This window comes from Gemmatimonadaceae bacterium, assembly GCA_035606695.1.
In the GTDB taxonomy this organism is placed as follows: Bacteria; Gemmatimonadota; Gemmatimonadetes; order Gemmatimonadales; family Gemmatimonadaceae; genus JAQBQB01.
In genome coordinates this window covers 1-19,681 of sequence record DATNEW010000028.1, presented here as the reverse complement: position 1 = coordinate 19,681, position 19,681 = coordinate 1, and the positions used below count along the sequence as shown (strand labels likewise).

Sequence of the window (19,681 nt, the reverse complement as noted above, 5' to 3'; positions counted from 1 at the left end):
GCCGCAGCATAATCTTCGCGGCCGTCGTCCTCGCCTCCCACCAGCAACCCGACCATGCCTCAAACAGCACATCGGGTCACGTCGTTCGCACCGCCGCCACCACTCTCCAACCACGAACGCGAACAGCGCCGCCGCACATCGGTGCTGTCCTCGCTGCACAAGCGGCTGGCCGGCACCGGCATGTCTCCATTCGTGGTCGAGCTGCCGGATGGAACGGTCGAACATCTGCAAGGCGACGCGCGTGCCGGCGACGACGGAGAACGCGCGCGATTCCTGCTGCGCGTCCGCAACGACCGCGGCCGGCGTGCGCTCGTCAGTCTCGACGAGATGGAGCTGGGCACGGCGTATTTGCGCGGTGACATCGACGTCGAGGGCGACTTTCTCAGTTGTCTCGACTTGCGCGGCATCCTCACCGATCGCCGCCCATTGCGGTCGCTGCTGCGCCACGTAATTCCGCTGGTGCTGGGCCAACGGCGCAGCGACATGGCGTGGGTGCCGAAGCACTACGATTTCGGCAACGAGTTCTACTGGGCGTTTCTCGACAAGCAATACGGCCTGTACTCGCAAGCGCTGTACACGGCGGACGACGATTCACTCGACGAAGCCGTCGTGAACAAGCTCGAGTACATCGTCGACGTGTGCCGCTTGCGGCGCGGCTCGCACGTGCTGAACGTCGGCGGTGGCTGGGCCTCGTTCGAGAAGTTCATCGCGCCGCGCGGCGTCAGCTCGACGATGCTCACGCTCTCGCACGACCAGTACGCGTTCCTCTCCGATTTCTGTCTGCGCAATCCTGAACCGGGCCGGCTCGAGGTCGTGCGCGAAAGTATCTTCGCGTTCTCCTCTGCCGCTCAATACGACGCCATCACGTTGCTCGGTGTCATGGAGCACTTGCCCGACTATCACGGACTCTTCGCGCGGTTCGCCACGCTTCTCAAACCGGCGGGGCGCGTCTACATGGACTTTGCCGCCGGGCAGCGCAAGTACAAAGTGAGCACGTTCACGTCGACGTACGTGTTTCCGGGAAATCACACCCCGGTGTATCTGCCCGGCCTCTTCGCGGCCGCGATCGCGCATGGCTTCGAGCCGATCGCGCTGCACAACGATCGCCACAGCTATTACCTCACGCTTCAGGCGTGGGCGCGCAATCTCGAGGCAGCGTACGATCGCGTCCTGCCGATCGTCGGCGAGCGTGTGTATCGCCTGTTTCGGTTGTACCTCTGGGCAGGCGCGCATCAACTACAACGGAGCGGATCACTCGAGAGCTACCGCGTCGTCTTTCAACGCGCCTCCGGACGGCCCTCGCACGAGATCGGCTGCTACAAACCGATTTGAGCCAAACTCGCCTCGGCTAACCGAACCAGCGACCCCGCGTTCTGATCGCGTGCGATCGACAGCGCGCGTTGAAACGAATGCTCGGCGCCATGCCGGTCACCGCGCTCACGCAGGATCTCGCCGCGCAAGCGATGCAACTCGGGCTCCCAGCACCGATTGTCATTCTTCTCGGCAACCGCTTGCGCCTGAAGGAGCGTATCGAGCGCCAGCGCGGGCTTCCCCGTTCGGTGGTAGGCATCGGCGAGCAGCCACATGTAGTGCGGCAGATTCATTTCTGCCTGCGTAGCGCGATATCCGTCGAGCGCGCGGACGAGCGTCGACAGCGCCTCGTCATGATCGCCAAGCACCACGCGCGACCACGAGTGAAAGAGCACGCCCACCGCACGCCACTGGACGAAGTCGTGGGTGCGTGAGATCTCGATGCTTTGTTCGGCATACTGCTTCGTCAATTCCGCGTCGCCGCGATGCGCGTGCAGCCACGCGGTGAGCGTGACCGCGTATGCCTTGGCGAACGGTGTGTCGGCGTGCTCGCGCGCGCGACGATTCTCCTCCAGCGCCAGCGCATCGTCGCCGAGCATCCACAGAGCGATCGCCAGCCATGCGCCGGGCATGAAGGCGCCATACGTCAAGCGATCGACGTCCGTGCGCATTTGATCGTACACCGACATGCCGGAGCGCAGGAACTCGACGCCGCGCTCGAATTCGCCGAGCTGAATGAGCGGCGGGCCCATCGCGGTGCGCGCAATGAAGATCTGCCTCGGATCGCCCGTCGCCTCGGCCACGTGCACCAGCTGTTCGACGACGTCACGCGCCGTGTGCAGGCGCCCGCTCACGACGTAGAACCGATAGAGACCATGGAGCGCCGGAATCTGCGTCGCGGGATCGCTGAAGCGCGCCGACAATTCGCGGGCGCGCGAGTACGCCGATTCCACTTCGCTGCCCGAATAACCGAACAGCGCGTTGAGCGGTACGCCGAGCGCGAGCTGGAGATCCAGCTCGATTCGTGCGCGCTCGTCGTCGTCCGGCATCGCCGCGGCCGCGTCGAGCCCGCGCCGTGCGAGCAAGACCGCTTCCTTGTTGGCGAACAGCCGCGTCGCCGTGCGCGCCGCGGTGAGGAAGCATCGCGCCGCCTCGCCAAACTGCCGCGCCGCCCGATGCAGCACGCCCAATTCCGCCGCGACCGCCGGATCGTCCCCGTACAAATCGTGCATCACCGACGCAACGGACGCGCTCAGCGCCATACGACGCGTGCCCCGCAACGGGGATTGGAGCGTATTCTGATATAAGATGTGTGAAAACGCGTACCGCAGCGACGGATGCCGCTTGCCGATCACACGCTCCTCGACCAGCCGCACCATGGCGTAGACGCGCTCGAGCCGCTCGAGATGCTCCTCGACCTGTTCCGGCGGCAATCCGGTCGCGCCGGCGACGACCGCGGAATCGAACTGGGCGCCCTGCACGCTCGCGATCGTCAACAAGCGGCGATCCAGCTCGTCCAACCGATCGATCGTGCGCTGAATGACGCTGCGAATCGACTGCGGAATTTCCGCGTCGACGGTATCGGCGGCACGCTCCAGCCGCCAGCTGCCGTCGCGCTGCCCAATCACGCCGCGGTCCGCCAGCTGCCGCATGAGATCCACCACGAACAACGGCGTCCCCTCGGTGCGCTGAAAGATCAGATCGACGAATTCACTCGGAAACTCGTTGCTCTCGTACGCGCGGTCGACATATTCGCCGAGTACGTGCCGGTCGAACGCGCGCAGGAACGTTTCGCGAATACGATCGCGCTCGTGCAGGCGCAGAGCGGCGTCGGCGAACGGATGGCGCGCCGCCAACAGATCCGACGGCCGATACGTCACGAGCAGCAGCATCGGCAGCGTATCGAACCGATCGGCGAGATAGACGATCAGATCGACCGTCGACGCGTCCGCCCAGTGGACGTCCTCGAGGCAGACCACCAGACGGCCCGAACGCGTCAACTCCACGAGAAATGAGCCCAGCTGCCGCTTCATCTGTTCGGCCGATCCGACTCGCGCGTCCGTCGGCGTCCGCGCGCCCGACGGATCGGACATCGTCGCGGGCCGCACCTGCGCATACCACGCCGGCGCTATCTCGCGCATTTCCTGCGCGACGAGCGCTCCGTCGGGACCGTTCAGCAAACCTTCGAGCGCCTCGAGAAAGGGCAGATACGCTTCGGCACCAGCGAGGCGCTCCGAACATCGACCGACGCCGACGCGGCAGCGCTCGACCTGCCCCGCGGTCTGTTCCAGGAAGCGGGTCGCGAGCGTCGTCTTGCCCAAGCCCGGCTCGCCGGCGATCGCGTGTACCAACCCGCGATCGTGTGACGCGCGATCGAAGCTCGCGGTCAGCGCGGCAAGCTCGAAGTCGCGGCCGACGACCGGACGCGCCGTTCGCTCGACGGCTGCCGCCGCACGCTGCTCGTCGGTCGTGCGCATGGCCGGCGCGCTGCTCGCCCGCGCGCCGCCGCGGTAGCGATGACCGGCCGCGAACGCATCGAGCGGCGCGACGAGCTCGTCGGCCGTTGCGGGACGCTCTCCAGGTTGCTTCCGTAGGCATTCCGTGACGAGCTGCGCCAACTCCGCCGGAACCTCGGGCCGAATCTCCGCCAGCGGTTGCGGCGACTTCGTCAGGTGCGCGATGATCAGCGACTGATACCCGCTCGCGGTGAACGGCCGGCGGCCGGCGAGTATCTCGTACGCGAGGATTCCAAAGCTGTAAATGTCGGCCCGGTGATCCATTCCGGGATCGGCGCTGATCTGCTCGGGCGCCATGTAGGCCGGTGTGCCGACACTCTCGCCGATCGCCGTCAAGGTCTCCTGCGGACGAGACGCATCGGGCTGCACGCCCGAATCCGTCCGCCGAGCGTTGACGATCGCTTTCGCGATGCCGAAGTCGGTGACCATGGCCGTTCCGTCCACGACGAGGACGTTGCCCGGCTTGATGTCGCGGTGCACCACTCCGGCGCGATGCGCGTACGCCAGCGCCCGCGCGATGCCGGCCAGAATGCGTGCGGCCTCACGAATGGGAAGCGCGCCTTCGCGAGCAAGCCGCACGTCGAGCGATTCGCCCGACACGAACGGCATGGTATAAAATGGAACGCCGCCGATTTCACCAGCGGTCAGCACCGGGACGATGTGGGGGTGCTGTAGCCGCGCCGCGACGAGAATCTCGCGCCTGAATCGCTCCGTGGAGATCTCGGCGACGAGATCGGCGCGCAACACCTTGACCGCGACGCGTCGGCCAAGCGCGGCTTCTTCGGCAACGAAGACATGCGACATGCCTCCGCCGCCCAGCTCACGCTCGATCCGATAGGCCTCGCCGAGGCTGGACTCGAGGCGTGACCGCAGCTCCGTCATCGGGATACGCAGGACACGGCGCGAACATACGAATCACTCGCGCGAGACGCTAGTGACACTGGTGAAGCCAGTGACGCAGCTGACGCAGCTGACGCAGCTGACGCAGCTGACGCAGCCAACGCGAGCGAACGCGGCCACTCGACGGCGGTCGCGCCGCCGAGTGGTTCGGTTCGGCTATCGCGTGACGACGCGGACCTTGCCGGTGTTGCCGCGGCCCTTCCGGATCACGATCTCGACGTCATGTCCGAGCTTCGAGATCATGCGCAGCAGGCGCTCGGGCGAAAAACCACGAACCTTCCCGCCGACCACCAGCGACACTTGCGACGGCGCATCGTCCATCAGCTCCGCCGCCTCCGTCTGACTCAGGCCGCGCTTTTCGAGCACGTCCGCCACGAACTCGGCGAGCGTTTCCTTGGGAATGACGCGTTCGGGGGACTTTCTTGGTCTCTTGGAGCGTGCCGCCATTAGGAATATCCTCGGAAGGAGTGAGTTCAACGTGGAAACGGTTTTGCCACCGCGTCGCAACGAGCGACGCCGAATATTAAACGTGCTTTAATGTTTCGGAATAGGGTCCGCTCATCCCGCGGTGTAAAAATCCTTTACTCGCCGACTATTATTGTTTTTATACATGCGCCCGCATAGCCGACTCAGGTTGATACAACTCTCTCGTCGCGGGGCGGCTCGGCGCATTGTATACACCGACAGAAACCCGATGCACCCCATGTAACGGTGATCCCGGCACGCACGTGACAGCTTGGAGCTCGTCTCCTTCCCGAGCATGGCATGGCAAAGGGCCGCCGCGTACAGGTGGTCGCGCAACTCGAGACGTCGCCGGGCGCCGCCTCGCGAGTGCTCGAGGCGCTCGTTCAGGGTACTCACGATTTCACGCTCACCTCGAGCGACGGACGCGTGTCGGCGCGCATCCGCGTCAGTCTCCCGGGCCCGTCGGTGACACAGCACGAGATCGGCGGCTGCCGCGTCGTCGTCGACTGGTCGCGATCGACCGTCGCCAACGGACATCGGCGAGCGACGTTGTCGCGCATCGAGCGGCGCCTGTTCACCATTCTTCTCAACGCCTCCGGCCGTCCGCTCTCACGGAGAGAGCTCGTCGAGCGCACGTGGCCGCCCGAGCCCGGAGGCGGGTCGAGTCGCGCACGGTCGCTTCCGGTGTACGTCTGTGGATTGCGCAAACGCCTGACCCACATCGGGGTTGGCGACGCGCTGCAGACGATTCGCGGGTTCGGGTATCAACTCGTCACGGAGTCGTCGACGGATTCGACTCCTCCAACGCCTCGGCCGCCCACTCGGCGACCGCCATGCGAAGCGCCGGATGCGGCTCGTCGGGAAACGCCGCATCGTCGAACACGCCGAGAATTGTCTCGAGAATGCTTCGCTCGTCGTGCTTCAGGCGGGCGAGCACGCGCACGTATTCCTGCACACAATCGCTGAGCTGCCGAAACACGGCGTCCGACGCGCGCAGATCGCGGGGCGTCGTGTCGGGTGAAAGCTCGTTTTCGATAGCACGCCGCAAACAGGCCCGTGCGGCCGCAAGGACACCGTCGGCCGCCCACCCGGCGGTCGAATCTTGATCATTCTGTCCTTGCTTCCCGGATTCATTGGACATACCGTCTCCACGTCGAGCAGGACCGTCCACGACGGCAAGTGCGGTGCCGCGCCGCTGTGACAATTCACGCGTTTAGTGTTCACGTATTAAAATACATTTAATGTTGGCCGGAGACTCCATGCAACGCACGCCCTTGACGATCGCCGCGTTCGCTCTTGCGATCGTCGCCGCGACCGCCCGCGGCCAAGCGCCCATTGTCGGATGGACAGTCACGAGGAACACCACGACCGACTCCGGCAAGGGGCCGTCGTCGATGGCCATGCGCCAGCAGATCACACCGCGCTACCTTCGCACGGAGTTCGCCCAGATCTCCGGCGCGCGCGACCAAAGCGCCGACGCCGAAGGCATGTACATGATCTTCGATTCCGTGGACAGCACCGTGACCATGGTCATGCCCAACCAGCACATGGCGACGATCATCGGCCTCGGCATGGTCGGGTCGACGATGAAGAACGCGACGGCGGACATCAAAAAACTCACAACATCCGGAAATCACATGTCCACCGGCCCCGTCGAGAACCTCGGCGCGGGCGAACGCATTCTCGGCCACGCGACACGGCACTATCGCAACACCTTCGACTGGACCATGCAGGTGGGTGAGGGCGAGCAGGGCTGCACGCGCCACACCACCGGCGTCGAGGAAACGTGGATCGCGCCCGACGTCGACCTCGAGTCGGCTGCGGATAACGCCATGGCCAAGACGATGGGCAAGATGTTCGGCGACATGGACGATATGCCGGACGACACGCGCGTTACGGCGGCGACTCCCAAAGGCTCGCATCTCCGCACCATCAAACACTCACAGAGCACGGATGCCGACGGCCGCCCAATCTCCGTCACGACGACGGACGAGATCGTCGAGCTGAGCCACGGCCCGCTCGCCGACTCGTTGTTCCATGCGCCGGCAGGCTTCCGCGTCATGGACATGCGGTCGATGATGAAGGACTTGAATCCAGACATGCTCGCCAGCATGGCCCCGACGGCACGACTTCAGGACGCGCTCTGCGGAAAAAAGACGCCCTGACGGCAACCGTCTGGACGATTGGCCACTCTACACGGTCGATCGAGGAGTTCCTCGCAGTTCTGCAGGCGCAGGGCATAGAGGCGTTGATCGACGTACGCCGGTTTCCGGGCTCTCGCCGTCTGCCGCAATTTGGATCAGCCGAACTCGCCGGCGCGCTTGAACGCGCCGGCGTCGCCTACGAGTGGCTTCCGTCGCTCGGCGGACGCCGGCGGCCGGTACCCGGCTCTCCGAATACCGGCTGGCGCAACGACTCCTTTCGCGGCTACGCCGACCACATCGCGACCGAGGAATTCGCCGATGGCTTGACCGAACTGGTCGCCGCGGCCTCCGGCGTTCGGACCACGATCATGTGCGCCGAGCTGCTGTGGTGGCGCTGCCACCGCCGGCTGATTTCCGACGTGCTCCTGACGCAGGGACACGACGTCCTGCACATCCGCGATGAGGCGCCCGCCGAGGCGCACCGGCTCATGGACCCCGCCCGCGTCGTGCGCGGCCGCTTGACGTACGCCGCGCCCGAGGACGATCAGCGCACGCTGTTCTGAACCCCGCGAGCGCCGGGCGAACCCTTTCGAGCTCGGGTGTGTCTATGGGATAGACAATCTATCCCATGGGCCGCCCATGTCCCCGCGAAAACAGAGCCTGCTCCCCGGCACGCTCGACATGTTGATCCTCAAGACCCTCACCGCCGGGCCGCAACACGGCTACGGCATCGCGCTCCACATCAAGGAATGGTCGCGCGAGGTCCTGCAGATCGACGAAGGCTCGCTCTACCCCGCCCTCCAGCGGCTGCGGCAGCGCGGCTGGGTCGCCGCCGAGTGGCGACGGACGCCGAACAACCAGCGCGCGCGCTACTACACCATTTCGGCCGCCGGACGCAAACAGCTCGGCCACGAAGAAGAGAGCTTCGGCGAGCTGCTCACCGCCATTCATCGCGTCATGCGATCCGTCTGACCATGCGCGCCCGTGAGTTTCTGTCCCGCTTGCGGGACCGCCTCCGCCGCGACCAGCTGAGCGCCGAGCTCGACGAAGAGATGCGCTATCATCGGCAGCTTCTCGATCGGGATCGATCGCCGTCGGCCGGCGGCGTTCAACTCTCGCGTACGCTCGGCAACGCGACCTATTTCAAGGAGGAAGCTCGCGCCATGTGGAGCCTTGGACTGTTCGACGATCTGCTGCATGACACGCGCTACGCATGGCGCGTTCTGCGTCGCGACGCGGGCTTCACGGCCGCCGTCGTGTTCACGCTGGCACTCGGCATCGGCGCCAATACCGCGATCTTCACCATCGTCAACGCCGTCATTCTGCGGCCGCTTCCGTTTACACAACCTGACCGACTCGTTTCGGTGTGGACGTCGCCAACGTCGACGCCAACCGATCGCGACCCAACCTCGCTGCCCGACGTCCACGACTGGGAGAAGCAGTCAACTTCAGTGTTCGAGTCGCTCGGTGCGTATGCGTTCAACCGCTTCGATTTGAATGGTCCACAAGGCGGCGGGCAGGCGCGCGGCATCCTCGGCACCAGCTCGTTGTACAATGTGCTCGAGGCGCATCCCACGCTCGGTCGCCTGCCTCGCCCCGACGAAGAGGACGCGCCCGTCGTGACGATCAGCTATCGCCTTTGGCAGGAGCGATACGCCGGCAAGCCGGACGTGATCGGCACGAAGCTCGAAATGGGTGGACAGCCGTACACGATCATCGGTGTGATGCCGCCAGGTTTCCACTTTCCTACTCCGGACATCGATCTCTGGACGACGCTCTACTCGATCGTCGCACAGACCGGTCCGGGCCCGAATGTCTGGCTGGCCAGTCGCACGTTGCGTGCATATCGCGTCGTGGCGCGTCTCAAACCAGCGGTCACGAGCGATCAGGCCGATCGTGTCATGAACGACATCGAGCACCGGCTCGGTGATGCATATCCCACGATCGATCGCGGCATGGACATTCACGTGCAGTCCGTTCGCGATGATACCGTTCGCAACGTCCAACGCGGCCTCTGGACCGTCTTCGGCGCGGCGGGGCTCATCCTGCTGCTCGCATGCGTGAACGTCGCGCACCTCTTGCTCGCGAGATTGTCGGCCCGGGCGCGCGAGCTCGCCGTTCGCCGCGCGCTCGGCGCACATCGCGGGCGAGTCGTGCGGCAACTCGTTACGGAGAGCGTGCTGCTCGGTCTCATCGGCGGTGGCGCGGGCCTCGGCTTCGCGTTCGTGGCGACGCGGATATTGGTGCGCTTCGGTCCAGCCGATATTCCACGGCTCGAGAACGTGTCGATCGACGGAGAGACGCTCGCCTTTGCCTTCGTTTTGTCGCTGCTGACAGGCTTGCTGTTTGGCGTCGCACCTGCGCTGCTCGGATGGGGGCGCGGCGTGCACGAGGCGCTCCGCGCGCAAGGAAAGGGCACAGGCGGTGGCGTGCACGCGGGGCGCACGCGTTCCGCGCTCACGACGCTCGAGGTCGCGTTCGCCGTGGTGCTGCTCGTTGGCGCGGGCCTCATGCTTCGCAGCTTCGCCGAGTTGACGTCGGCGGACCTCGGCGTGAAGCCGACAGGCGTGACGGTCACGAGCGTGACGATGCTCGGTCCGCGCTATGCGTCGAATGAGTCCAAGAGCCGCGCACTCCAGGATTTACTGGCGAAGCTGCGCCAAATCCCGGGCGTCACGACCGCCGGTGCCAGCACGAGCCTTCCACCAACACGCATTCAAGAAATCGAAAGCTTCGAGCTCACGGGAAAGCCGAAGCCGGAACCGGGCCACGAGCCGACGGCGATCTACATCCCCGCGACGCCGGAGTATTTCGGTGCGCTCAGCATTCCACTCGCGCGCGGCCGTTTCTTCGACGTACGCGACGATTCGGCCGCACCGCGCGTGCTGATCATCAGCGCGCAACTCGCGCAACGATACTTTCCCGGCGTCGATCCCGTCGGACAACGCATAGACGTGAACAATGAAACGCGCACCGTCGTCGGCGTGGTCGGTAACGCCGTGTACGAAGGGCTCGACACGCCGATGAAGCCCGCCATCTACGTCCCGTACGCGCAGGAGACCTTTCCCGGTGTGTGGATCGCCATGCGCTCCTCGCGTGATGCCGCGGCGCTCGCCGCGCCGATCCGCGACGCCCTGCATTCGGTCGACGCATCGCTCGTCGCGCATCGGCCGCAATCGCTGGAGTCGATGATATCGCAATCCGTCGTGCGGCCACGCTTTCATGCGTGGCTGCTTGGCGCGTTTGGCGGACTTGCGCTGCTGCTCGCAAGCACCGGCATCTACAGTGTCATCGCGTACGGTGTGTCGCAGCGACGCTCCGAGATCGGCATTCGCCTGGCACTCGGTGCGCCAACGAGCGCCGTCGTGGGCATGGTCCTGCGCGGCGGCATGCTGCCGGTGTGCGTCGGGCTCGTGCTCGGGCTTGGTGTGGCGTTCACCAGCGCGCGGGTGCTGAGTGGATTGCTCTACGGCGTCGCGCCGACGGATACGCTCACGTTCGCCGCCGTCGTGATCGTGCTAGGCGCGGCGGGCTTGGCCGCGGCGTTCATCCCGGCGCGTCGCGCGGCGGGCGTCGATCCGCTCACGGCGATTCGCGCCGAGTAATCACGGACGAACGGCGGATAACAGCCTACCACGGACGAACATCGGACAACGGCGGACCGGCACGGAGACGGCGTTTGCACTGCGTTGTAACGGCGTTTGACGTTGAATCCTTTTTTTTTGACACTCTCGGGAAGCTTCCAGTCGCGAAGCATCCCGAGGATGTTCTAAAAATAATCATTCAACAGCAGTCAACTGCAGTTCCGCCGTCTCCGTGCCTATCCGCAGTTGTCCGCCGTTTGTCCGTGGTCGAGGTTCGCTACGCCACCGTCACCACGAGATTACCGTCATCGTGCGCGGCCTCGCGTGTCGGCTCGGGTACGAGCTCCTCGCGTCGCTCGACGACATGATCGATCATCCCGAAGCGTTTTGCCTCGCACGCCGACATGTAGCGGTCGCGATCGAACTCACGTTCGATCCACTCGAGCGGCTGCCCCGTGTGTCGCGACATGAGCTGAAACATCTTCCCCTTGAGATAGATGAATTCCTTCGCGACGATCTCGATGTCGGACGCAGTGCCCTGCCCGCCGCGTCCGAGCGGTTGATGCATCATGATGCGCGAATGCGGCAGCGCCGAGCGCCTGCCGGGCGCGCCGGACGCGAGCAGAAACGCACCCATGCTCGCCGCCATGCCGACGCACGTCGTCGCGACCGGCGACGAGATGTGTTGCATCGTGTCGTAGATCGCGAGACCGGACGGGACGCTCCCGCCGGGCGAATTGATGTACATCTGGATTTCCCGCCCCGGGCCGTCGGCTTCGAGAAACAGCAATTGCGCGACGATGATGTTCGCGACGTCGTCGTTGATCTCCGTGCCGAGAAAGAGAATGCGGTCCATCAGCAGCCGCGAGAAGACGTCATACGTGCGATCGCCGCGCGCGGTGCGCTCGATGACGTACGGAACCGAAATCGACGACATAAAACTCTCCTCACCTCAGGAATTGAGACCGAGCCCGCGAGCAAGCGACGCCACGAGCGTTCGCGCGGCATCCTTGGAATGCAGCGCGTCGTGGCCAGTCGGTATGAGACACATGGCGTTGCCGCCGAGCGGGATGACGGTGGCAGTCGCCGCGACGGCTGCCGTCTGTGATGACGCATCGGCATTCGTGAGCGGACGCGCCTCGGGCGTAGTCTGACGCGCGGCGTCCCGCGCGCGCGCATCCGCCACGCGCGACGCAACGAAGCGTCGTAGCTCATCGTCCCCGGCGCCGCGAATCGCATCGCGCGCTTCGGCGAGCGTGACGAGCCCGAGATGTCCCGCGAGGCGTGCGCCGACTGCCTGCCACACATGGCGCAGAGCATAGCGCGCCGCCGCCGTGCGACCATCCGGTTCGTCGAGGATGTCCTTGCGGCGATAGTAGTGAACCGTGTTCACCGAAAAGCTGTCGCCCGCCGCATCGATGCCGAAGAACGCGAAGCAGTCGCGCGTCAGACGCGCCAGGTCGTCGGCATCGAGCGGGGCCGTGTCGTCGGGAACGGCGCGACGGCGCCATCGCTCGAGCTCGCGTTCGATCTGCTCGAGCCGCGTTTCACTCGGTGCCTCGCGGCGGACGCCGCGTGTCTTCGCGCGCGCCATGTGTTACGGGCGCGCCGGCGGACGGGCCGGCGCACGATCGTTGTCGGCCAGCGGACGGGACGCATCGAAGGCGTCGTCCGTTCCAATGACGATGCGAAGACGAAGCACGGTTGCCTCCGCCTCCAACGGTCCGATCGCAATTGATTCAAATTCTTGCATCGAGCGCCCGGTGAGCCCCGTGCCCGCGGCGCGCTCGATGAGATCGGTGTCGTCGCGCGCGACATCGGGCAACGCCGGTGTGGTCGCGCGCGCATGGAAGCCATACGGCAACCCAGGCGGCGTCCACTCGGGCGGCGCCATCGGGCGCGAAGGCGGCATAGGAATGCGCGGAACGGGTAGCATCGGGACGTCGGACAGATCGGGCCGCGCGCGCGCCGAGTCACGCGGGAGCTCGCGGCGAAAGCTGACCTCGATCGAGCCCAGGTCCGGATTGTCGCGGCCCCCGTCGGGACCGAACACGCGCTCGTCGCCTTCGGCGATGACCGTGAAGCGGCCGGCGTCGCGCCCCTCGACGGGCCGCTCGAGCGTGACGACGCCATACGCGTTGACGACGAGGCCTCGGGCAGTCACCGATGTACCATCCACACGCACGTCGGCCACACAACGCAGCGGGCCGAAGTTGCGGAGCCGAATGGCGTACACGGTTCCGGTGTGTGCGAGGACGTGCCCCGACTCGAGCTCGCGGACGTCGCCGTCGCGCACCGCCACGACTTCCACCCCAAAGTCACCAACGCGCATGCCAACCTCTCGATAAAGGCGCTGCGCTTTAGTCTAACAATGGTACAACAATGGTGTCAATATCGACGGACCGGCTCCCAGTACTCGGCTCGCTGGAGCAGCCCGTGCAGGACGCCGCCGACGACGCCGATACCTCCGCCCAGGATGGCGCCGCCGATCGGAATGAGCGGAAGCAACTCGCAGCTGTCGTTGGCGCAATTTTTCGGGCCGACGATGAGAACGAGACCCAACCCGGCGCCGATGGCCGCTCCAATGAGCGTCCCCTTTCCGACGCCCCAGAGAAATCGCTTCACCGTCATGTTGGATCGCTCGCGCGCGATCTCGAGCGACTGAATGCTGTCGATCGGGACAATGACCGTCACGTCACAGTGCAGGCACGTACCGAGCTCGGCGAGGTTGCCGCGGTACTGCAGGATCCACGCGTCGAGCGGCACGCTGTCGGGCCGCATGACGTAGCCGCGAATGTGCGACCGAGCCGGCGGCGCCCAGGCGGGCGTCGGAAGCTGCGCCGCGGCGGTGGCGGCGCACACGACAACCAACGCGAGTCCAATCGATGCGATCCGTTTCACTCTCGCTTCAACCACGCGTCTTTTTCCCGGGCGAGTAGCCGGCGAAATGTCCGGTGTGGTGCCACGTCGACGTATGGCCCCACTCGTCGCCTTCGGCGACTTCCGTGTGACTGAGCTTGCGCACGTCGATGCTCACCACGCCGTTGGCGTCGGTGGGATTGTAGATGTTCACGAACTTGCGCCCGAACAGGATTTCCTCGGGCTTGTAGGAGGAGCGCGCGTGTACGGTCTGCGAGAACGTTTCGTCGGTACCGGTGAGCATGATCATGAACTCGGCATCCTTGGCGGTGAGTTCCTCGTGCGTGCGGCCGAAGAGCGGGCTCTTGTCGTCGATCGGGTGCACCACCGTCCAGCTGAGCGGAAAGAACGTCACGCGCGACCGCTCGAGCGCGAGCTCGTCATACAAGCGCGCGGAGCCCTCGATGCGGGAGAACAGCACCTTCGCCTCGAGCTCGACCAACTGATTGCTGCGCGCGTTGGCGACGCGGAACATGAACGCGTGCTTCTGGCGGTACGGCGCCACGACGGCGTGCTCGCTGAACATCAGCGCCGCCGTGGGGCGCGCGAAGCGCGAGAACAGAACTCCGGTCGTCAGCGCGAACACGAGCAGACCGATGAGCGATTCGAACGTCATTACGAGGTGCGCCGCCATGCCAGTGGGCGCGATGTTGCCGTAGCCGATCGTGGCGAGCGTCTCGACGCTGAAGAAGAAGGCGCGCCAGAACGCGCCGCCCATCGCGGAGGGCATCGGTCCGCTCAGCGCTCCGGCGCCGCACGCCAAATACAGCAGCGCGAACGTCGTGTTCGCGGCGGCGTACGCGCCGACGATGAGCGCGAAGAACCGCGCCCAGCTGATCGTTAGAAAATAATGATAGAAGCTGAGCGACGACAGAAACGGCAGACCTTCGCGGCGCTGATTGAACGTTCCGTCGCGATTGAGCAGCCGCTTCTCGTTGACGCGGCCGATGACGGAGCCGAAGCCAAGATCTTTCGGTTCTTCGTTCAGAGGGACGTCGGGGGCGGTCATCGGCAATCGTGGTCCGGATGAGGGGCAGCCCAAAAACTACGGGCGCGCGCGAGTTCGAGGCCACCTTGCCCCGTCAATGTAACGTGCCCCATACTCCCAAACCGGCCGCGCGCGGCACCGGCGCCGTCCGACGGGTTACCCACAGCTCGAGGATTCATGATGCACCGCTTCAACACGTTGCTGCTGCTCGCCGCCGCGAGCACGACACTGGCCGGCTCGGCTGTAGCGCAGGACCCGGGCGTTGCCCTCCAGGCGTCCGATCAGAAACATGGCGGAACGGACAAGATGAAGATGCTCGCGCACGTCGTCACGCACCCTGGGGCGTGGAAGGCGGCGGACATCGAGCTCGAGCAGGATCGCAATCGGCCGTACGTGTATGTCTGCGGCTTCGTCAACTTCGACGTGCAGATCTACGACATCGGGAACACCGCCGCGCCGAAAAAGATCTTCGATTGGACGATCGAGAATCCGGAGCTGCATCGCGGCATCGGGGCGATGGACGGCAAGTATTTCAAGATCGGCAACAAATACTACTACGCGCAGTCGTATCAGTTCATGCAAGGCAGTCCCGACGCCGATCTGGGTGCGGTGATCTTCGATGTGACGGGGCTGCCCGATCCAAAAGCCGTAAAGGTCGTGGCGCGAATTCGCTACCCGCAGTCGCCGGGCGGCTTTCACAATACCTTCGCGTACAAGGCGTCGGACGGGCGTGCGCTGTACTTCGCGACGATCAATCAGTCGAAGGCGCTGGTCTATGATCTCGCGAAAGTGGTGAGCGGCGCGCCGGAATCGACCTGGCTCATTGGCGAGGTGCCCAATCCGACGCCGTTCAAGCAGATCGGCGGCGGCGGATATCACGACTTCTACGTCGGCTATGACCCGGCGACGCATCAGGACAAGTTCTACGGCGCCGGCTTGGGCGGCTATTCGGTGTGGGACGTCACCCATCCCGAAACGCCCAAACAGCTCTTCACGATCACCAGTCTCGGTATGGACATCGCGCACACGTTCACGCCGTCGCCCGACGGACATTACGCCGTGACCGAGACCGAATATCAATACACGCCGCTGCGCATATGGGATCTCGAGCCCGGCCAGCAGGGCAAGACGCAGAACATCGACATCCCGATCAGCGCGTGGACGGCGGATTGGCGCGACCTGTCGCACAATCACGAAGTGCGCTGGCCGTATGTCTTCGTGTCGGCGTACGAGGATGGGTTGCAGGTGTTCGATCTCAAGGACCCGAAGCATCCGAAGACGGACGGCGCGTGGTACACCTGCGAATGTGAACACGAGCACGGATTCGGAGGCACACCCGACAACGGCTGGCAAAGCACGACGAGTGTCGAGCAAGGCGCGTTCGGCGTGGACGTGCGCAATTACGACGGATTGATCGTGCTGTCCGACATGCGCAGCGGACTCTGGCTCTTCCATCTCGATGGATTCAACGGTTGGAATGGTCATGACTACGGAATGCCGAACATCTCGAGCGTGCAGGATTGGGATCACGGACCCGATCGCGCGGTGAAGCCGGTCGTGCCGTGACGAGCGTAGCTCTTCGCGGAACGCTGTTGTTCACGGTCGCGGCGGTGTTCGCCGCGACCGCCGGGCCGTTCGACATTGCGTTGTTCAACACGCCGAAAGCGCCGTCGGCACACGGAAGCGCGCGACTCGTTTACGCGCCGTCTCCGTTCGGCGTCGCCGCGACGGCCGACGGCCATGCGAGCTACGACGTTCAAATTCACGCCGACAGTCTGCCGGAACCATCGACGCTCGGCGCGTATCGCAGTTACGTCGCGTGGGCAGCAAGCACCGATCTCGAGACATGGGTGCGCCTGGGCGTGGTCCGCAACGGCGACAACACGGTCGGGCACGCGGAGTTGAACAAGTTTCTCCTCGTGATCACGGCGGAGTCGAGCGCGGAAGCGACGACGCACGACGGGCCCACCGTATTACACGGTACGTCGCCGAGCGGGTGGCTGCAGTCGTTTCTGAGTCATCCGCTCTTTCGCGGGATACCGCCGTGATTCGGCGCCTCGCATGGTTTGCGCTGGGAGTCGCACTCGGCATCACGCCGGCGACGACATTCGCGCAAAGGAAACCGCCGGCGAAGAAACCTGCGCCGAAGCCGGCGCCCATGAGCCACGACACGATGTCGATGGACATGGCTATGGATATGGGAAACGGTATGCCCATTCCGATGCCGCCCGGCATGCCGATGATTCCGGGACTCGTCGGTCTCACGCCGCCCGTGCAGAGTTTTCTTCCCGGCGCCGGTCGTGATCCGCTGCGACTTCCAGCCGCGCAGCCCACGCGCATCACGCCACTTCGCAACGGCGATACGCTCGATCTCACGGCGATGATCGTCCGCCGAACGATCAAGGGCCACACGTTCGTCATGTATGGCTTCAACGGTCAGGTGCCTGGACCGCTGCTGCGCGTGCCGCAGAACGCCACGATCACGGTGCGCTTTCACAATCGCATCGATCTGCCGAGCACCGTCCACTGGCACGGTGTGCGACTGGACAATCGCTTCGACGGCATGCCCGGACTCACGCAGGACTCGGTGCGCGCCGGCGACGACTTCACGTACACGGTGAAATTTCCCGACGCGGGCATCTATTGGTATCACCCGCACGTGCGCGAAGACATCGAGCAGGCGATGGGGTTATTCGGCAACATTCGCGTCGATTCCCCGGACAAGTCTTATTACTCGCCGGTGAACTGGGAGCAAACGCTGACGCTCGATGATCTGCTGATCAACGGCGACACGCTCATTCCGTTTGGCAAGGAGTCGCCCGACTTCGCGCTGATGGGTCGCGTTGGAAACACGCTGCTCGTGAACGGCGAGCCCAAATATTCGCTGCGCGTGAAACGCGGCGCCGTCGTGCGTTTCTTCCTGACGAACGTATCGTCGTCGCGCACGTACAACCTGTCGTTCGGCGGCGCGCCGATCAAAGTCGTGGCATCGGACGTCAGCAAGTTCGAGCGCGAAGAACGCGTGCCGAGCGTCGTGATCGCTCCGGCGGAGCGATACGTCGTCGAGGTGAAGTTCGATCGGCCCGGAACGTATGCGTTTGTGAACGCCATTCAGGCGATCAACCACTATGCCGGCGAATTTTCGCCCGAGGTGGACACGCTCGGCACGATCGCCGTCGATGCAGCGGCGGCGGTGCCGAGCTACGCGGCGCAATTCTCAGCGTTGCGCGAAAACAGCGACGTCTCGCGAGACATCGACAAGTATCGCGCGTACTTCGACAAGCCGCCCGACAAGACGCTGCGCCTGACCGTAGCGACCAACTCGCTACCGCTCGCGACGGTGCAGTTCATGAATGTCGATACCGCGTACTTCGCGCCGGTCGAGTGGGTCGACGGCATGCCCGACATGAACTGGCTCTCGACGGGCAAGCAGGTGCGCTGGATTCTGCGCGACGAGTCCACGGGAAAGGAGAACATGGACATCGACTGGACCGCGGCGCGCGGATCGGTGGTAAAGCTCCGGATCTTCAACGACCCGAAGTCATTTCATCCGATGCAGCACCCGATCCATCTCCATGGGCAACGAATGCTGGTCGTGTCGCGCGACGGCGTGCGCACGCGCAACATGGCGTGGAAGGATACCGCCCTCATCCCCGTGGGATCGACGGTCGATCTGTTGATCGACGCGTCGAACCCCGGAGATTGGATGCTGCACTGCCACATCGCCGAACACCTCGGCGCGGGCATGATGACGATGCTGCGCGTGCGGTAACGCTTACGGGACGATCGGCGCGGCGCCCTGCTGCTGCGCTTTGAGCTGCTGCCAGTACTCATCCATCTTGATGCGCGGAATGCCGTTCGTCATCCACTCGGGCGCGGGCGCGCCCTTGAGGTAGTGATCGAACCAATCCTTCTGGCGCATGGCGTAGTCCTTCATGTTGATCGGACGCGCCAAGCCGTGATTCTCGCCGACGTACTCGAGCAGGATCACGTCCTTGCCCATCTGGCGCAACGTGTTGAAGTACGTGATGCCCTGATTGAAGTCCACGGCGCCGTCCTTGTCGTCGGACAGAATGATGAGCGGCGTCTTGACGTTTTTCGCGTGGAAGACCGGCGAGTTGCGCAGGTAGGCTTCCATGTTGTCGGCCACGTTGCCCTTGAAGCGGCCCTGGCTCGACTCGAAGATCGCCTGGTTCGTGCCGCCCGTGTTCCAGTAGATCGAGCTGTACATGCTCACCATGTCGGTGAGCGGCGCGCCGGCGATCGCGCTCTTGAAGATGTTCGTCTGCGTGACGAGGAAGGCCGTCTGGTAGCCGCCCCACGAGTGGCCGTGCAGCGCGACGTTCGCCGAATCGACGATCCCGGTCGCGATGGCGGCCTTCACCGCCGGGACGACCGCCCAGACCGCCGACATACCCGGGTCGTTCACCTTGTACACGATGTCCGGCTGGAACACAGCATACCCTCGGCTCGTGTAGACGCTCGGGTTGAATGCCTGCGTCTCGTTCGGGACGCTGTAGCTGTGCAGGAATTGCGAGCGCTTCTCGTAGATGTACACCACCGTCGGATACTTCTTGCCCGCCTCGTAGTTCGGCGGCAGGAACAGCGCGCCCTGCAGCGAATCGCCCTTGTCCGTCACGTAGTCGACGAGACGAGCGCCACTCGACCAGGCATAGTCCGCCTGCTGCGGATTTGCGGTCGACAGACGACGCGGCGACTTGAACCCATCGCCCATCACCCAGTAGTCCGGATAGTCCTTCACCGTCTGCTTCGTGAAGATCCAGGTCTCGGCGTCGCGGGCGCGGGCGAAGTTGTATTTCGCGTCGTCCCACACGAGCGGTGTCGCGCCGGACT

At 64.7% G+C, this 19,681-nt stretch carries 18 protein-coding genes; 8 read left to right on the top strand and 10 right to left on the bottom strand.

What is annotated here, in order from left to right:
• Nucleotides 1-54 precede the first annotated feature (54 nt).
• Nucleotides 55-1,332 (top strand): class I SAM-dependent methyltransferase, encoded by a 1,278-nt coding sequence (locus VN706_14655; GenBank protein ID HXT16877.1) that lies wholly within the window; start codon nt 55-57, stop codon nt 1,330-1,332.
• Here the strand turns inward: VN706_14655 and VN706_14650 are convergent.
• From VN706_14650 to VN706_14635, 4 genes are all read right to left on the bottom strand, one after another.
• Nucleotides 1,317-4,709, bottom strand: coding sequence for a protein kinase (locus tag VN706_14650; protein HXT16876.1), 3,393 nt, complete (start codon nt 4,707-4,709; stop codon nt 1,317-1,319). The genes VN706_14655 and VN706_14650 overlap by 16 nt on opposite strands.
• Nucleotides 4,710-4,883: 174 nt before the next feature.
• Nucleotides 4,884-5,174: an XRE family transcriptional regulator gene (locus VN706_14645; protein HXT16875.1), complete on the bottom strand. Its 291-nt coding sequence runs from the start codon at nt 5,172-5,174 to the stop codon at nt 4,884-4,886.
• 410 nt (nt 5,175-5,584) lie between these two features.
• Nucleotides 5,585-5,773, bottom strand: a complete 189-nt coding sequence (locus VN706_14640; GenBank protein ID HXT16874.1) for a hypothetical protein — start codon at nt 5,771-5,773, stop codon at nt 5,585-5,587.
• Nucleotides 5,774-5,964: 191 nt separating this feature from the next.
• Nucleotides 5,965-6,333 (bottom strand): hypothetical protein, encoded by a 369-nt coding sequence (locus VN706_14635; protein HXT16873.1) that lies wholly within the window; start codon nt 6,331-6,333, stop codon nt 5,965-5,967.
• Nucleotides 6,334-6,451: 118 nt separating this feature from the next.
• On the opposite strand from VN706_14635, the gene VN706_14630 reads away from it, so the two are divergent.
• The 4 genes from VN706_14630 (at nt 6,452) to VN706_14615 (ending at nt 10,941) form a co-directional block, all read left to right on the top strand.
• A complete protein-coding gene (locus tag VN706_14630; protein HXT16872.1) occupies nt 6,452-7,357 on the top strand; it encodes a hypothetical protein in 906 nt (301 codons plus the stop codon).
• A complete protein-coding gene (locus VN706_14625) occupies nt 7,336-7,899 on the top strand; it encodes a DUF488 domain-containing protein (GenBank protein ID HXT16871.1) in 564 nt (187 codons plus the stop codon). The genes VN706_14630 and VN706_14625 overlap by 22 nt, the downstream gene beginning before the upstream one ends.
• 76 nt (nt 7,900-7,975) lie before the next feature.
• Complete coding sequence (locus VN706_14620; GenBank protein ID HXT16870.1) at nt 7,976-8,308, top strand: PadR family transcriptional regulator; 333 nt, start codon at nt 7,976-7,978, stop codon at nt 8,306-8,308.
• A gap of 29 nt (nt 8,309-8,337) precedes the next feature.
• The gene (locus VN706_14615) at nt 8,338-10,941 is read left to right on the top strand and encodes an ABC transporter permease (protein ID HXT16869.1); all 2,604 of its coding nucleotides are present in this window, start codon (nt 8,338-8,340) and stop codon (nt 10,939-10,941) included.
• Between the two features lie 256 nt (nt 10,942-11,197).
• Here the strand turns inward: VN706_14615 and VN706_14610 are convergent, their stop codons facing one another.
• The 5 genes from VN706_14610 to VN706_14590 are packed head-to-tail and all read right to left on the bottom strand — an operon-like array spanning nt 11,198 to nt 14,848.
• Nucleotides 11,198-11,857 carry an ATP-dependent Clp protease proteolytic subunit gene (locus VN706_14610; GenBank protein HXT16868.1) on the bottom strand — a complete coding sequence of 220 codons (660 nt, stop codon included), beginning with the start codon at nt 11,855-11,857 and terminating at the stop codon, nt 11,198-11,200.
• 15 nt (nt 11,858-11,872) lie between these two features.
• Complete coding sequence (locus VN706_14605; protein HXT16867.1) at nt 11,873-12,514, bottom strand: hypothetical protein; 642 nt, start codon at nt 12,512-12,514, stop codon at nt 11,873-11,875.
• A gap of 3 nt (nt 12,515-12,517) precedes the next feature.
• On the bottom strand, nt 12,518-13,252 hold the full coding sequence (locus VN706_14600; protein HXT16866.1) for a hypothetical protein: 735 nt from the start codon (nt 13,250-13,252) through the stop codon (nt 12,518-12,520).
• A 56-nt stretch (nt 13,253-13,308) separates the two neighbouring features.
• Entirely contained in the window at nt 13,309-13,821 is a 513-nt protein-coding gene (locus VN706_14595) for a hypothetical protein (GenBank protein ID HXT16865.1), read from the bottom strand.
• Between the two features lie 7 nt (nt 13,822-13,828).
• A complete protein-coding gene (locus tag VN706_14590; protein ID HXT16864.1) occupies nt 13,829-14,848 on the bottom strand; it encodes an ion channel in 1,020 nt (339 codons plus the stop codon).
• 156 nt (nt 14,849-15,004) lie between these two features.
• Between VN706_14590 and VN706_14585 the strand changes: the two genes are divergently transcribed.
• From VN706_14585 to VN706_14575, 3 genes are read left to right on the top strand one after another with little or no spacing between them, the layout of a single operon-like run.
• Nucleotides 15,005-16,393, top strand: coding sequence for a hypothetical protein (locus tag VN706_14585; protein ID HXT16863.1), 1,389 nt, complete (start codon nt 15,005-15,007; stop codon nt 16,391-16,393).
• Nucleotides 16,390-16,875, top strand: coding sequence for a hypothetical protein (locus VN706_14580; protein ID HXT16862.1), 486 nt, complete (start codon nt 16,390-16,392; stop codon nt 16,873-16,875). Before VN706_14585 ends, VN706_14580 begins: the two co-directional genes overlap by 4 nt.
• The gene (locus VN706_14575) at nt 16,872-18,599 is read left to right on the top strand and encodes a multicopper oxidase family protein (GenBank protein HXT16861.1); all 1,728 of its coding nucleotides are present in this window, start codon (nt 16,872-16,874) and stop codon (nt 18,597-18,599) included. The genes VN706_14580 and VN706_14575 overlap by 4 nt, the downstream gene beginning before the upstream one ends.
• A gap of 3 nt (nt 18,600-18,602) precedes the next feature.
• Here the strand turns inward: VN706_14575 and VN706_14570 are convergent.
• On the bottom strand, nt 18,603-19,681 hold a 1,079-nt coding region (locus tag VN706_14570; GenBank protein ID HXT16860.1), incomplete at its 5' end, for a prolyl oligopeptidase family serine peptidase.

Excerpts from the sequence above, each read along its gene's own strand:
- VN706_14655 (HXT16877.1), top strand. The coding sequence starts at position 55 with ATGCCTCAAACAGCACATCGGGTCACGTCGTTCGCACCGCCGCCACCA.
- VN706_14650 (HXT16876.1), bottom strand. The coding sequence starts at position 4,709 with ATGACGGAGCTGCGGTCACGCCTCGAGTCCAGCCTCGGCGAGGCCTAT.
- VN706_14645 (HXT16875.1), bottom strand. The coding sequence starts at position 5,174 with ATGGCGGCACGCTCCAAGAGACCAAGAAAGTCCCCCGAACGCGTCATT.
- VN706_14640 (HXT16874.1), bottom strand. The coding sequence starts at position 5,773 with ATGGTGAACAGGCGCCGCTCGATGCGCGACAACGTCGCTCGCCGATGT.
- VN706_14635 (HXT16873.1), bottom strand. The coding sequence starts at position 6,333 with ATGTCCAATGAATCCGGGAAGCAAGGACAGAATGATCAAGATTCGACC.
- VN706_14630 (HXT16872.1), top strand. The coding sequence starts at position 6,452 with ATGCAACGCACGCCCTTGACGATCGCCGCGTTCGCTCTTGCGATCGTC.
- VN706_14620 (HXT16870.1), top strand. The coding sequence starts at position 7,976 with ATGTCCCCGCGAAAACAGAGCCTGCTCCCCGGCACGCTCGACATGTTG.
- VN706_14610 (HXT16868.1), bottom strand. The coding sequence starts at position 11,857 with ATGTCGTCGATTTCGGTTCCGTACGTCATCGAGCGCACCGCGCGCGGC.
- VN706_14605 (HXT16867.1), bottom strand. The coding sequence starts at position 12,514 with ATGGCGCGCGCGAAGACACGCGGCGTCCGCCGCGAGGCACCGAGTGAA.
- VN706_14600 (HXT16866.1), bottom strand. The coding sequence starts at position 13,252 with ATGCGCGTTGGTGACTTTGGGGTGGAAGTCGTGGCGGTGCGCGACGGC.
- VN706_14590 (HXT16864.1), bottom strand. The coding sequence starts at position 14,848 with ATGACCGCCCCCGACGTCCCTCTGAACGAAGAACCGAAAGATCTTGGC.
- VN706_14585 (HXT16863.1), top strand. The coding sequence starts at position 15,005 with ATGATGCACCGCTTCAACACGTTGCTGCTGCTCGCCGCCGCGAGCACG.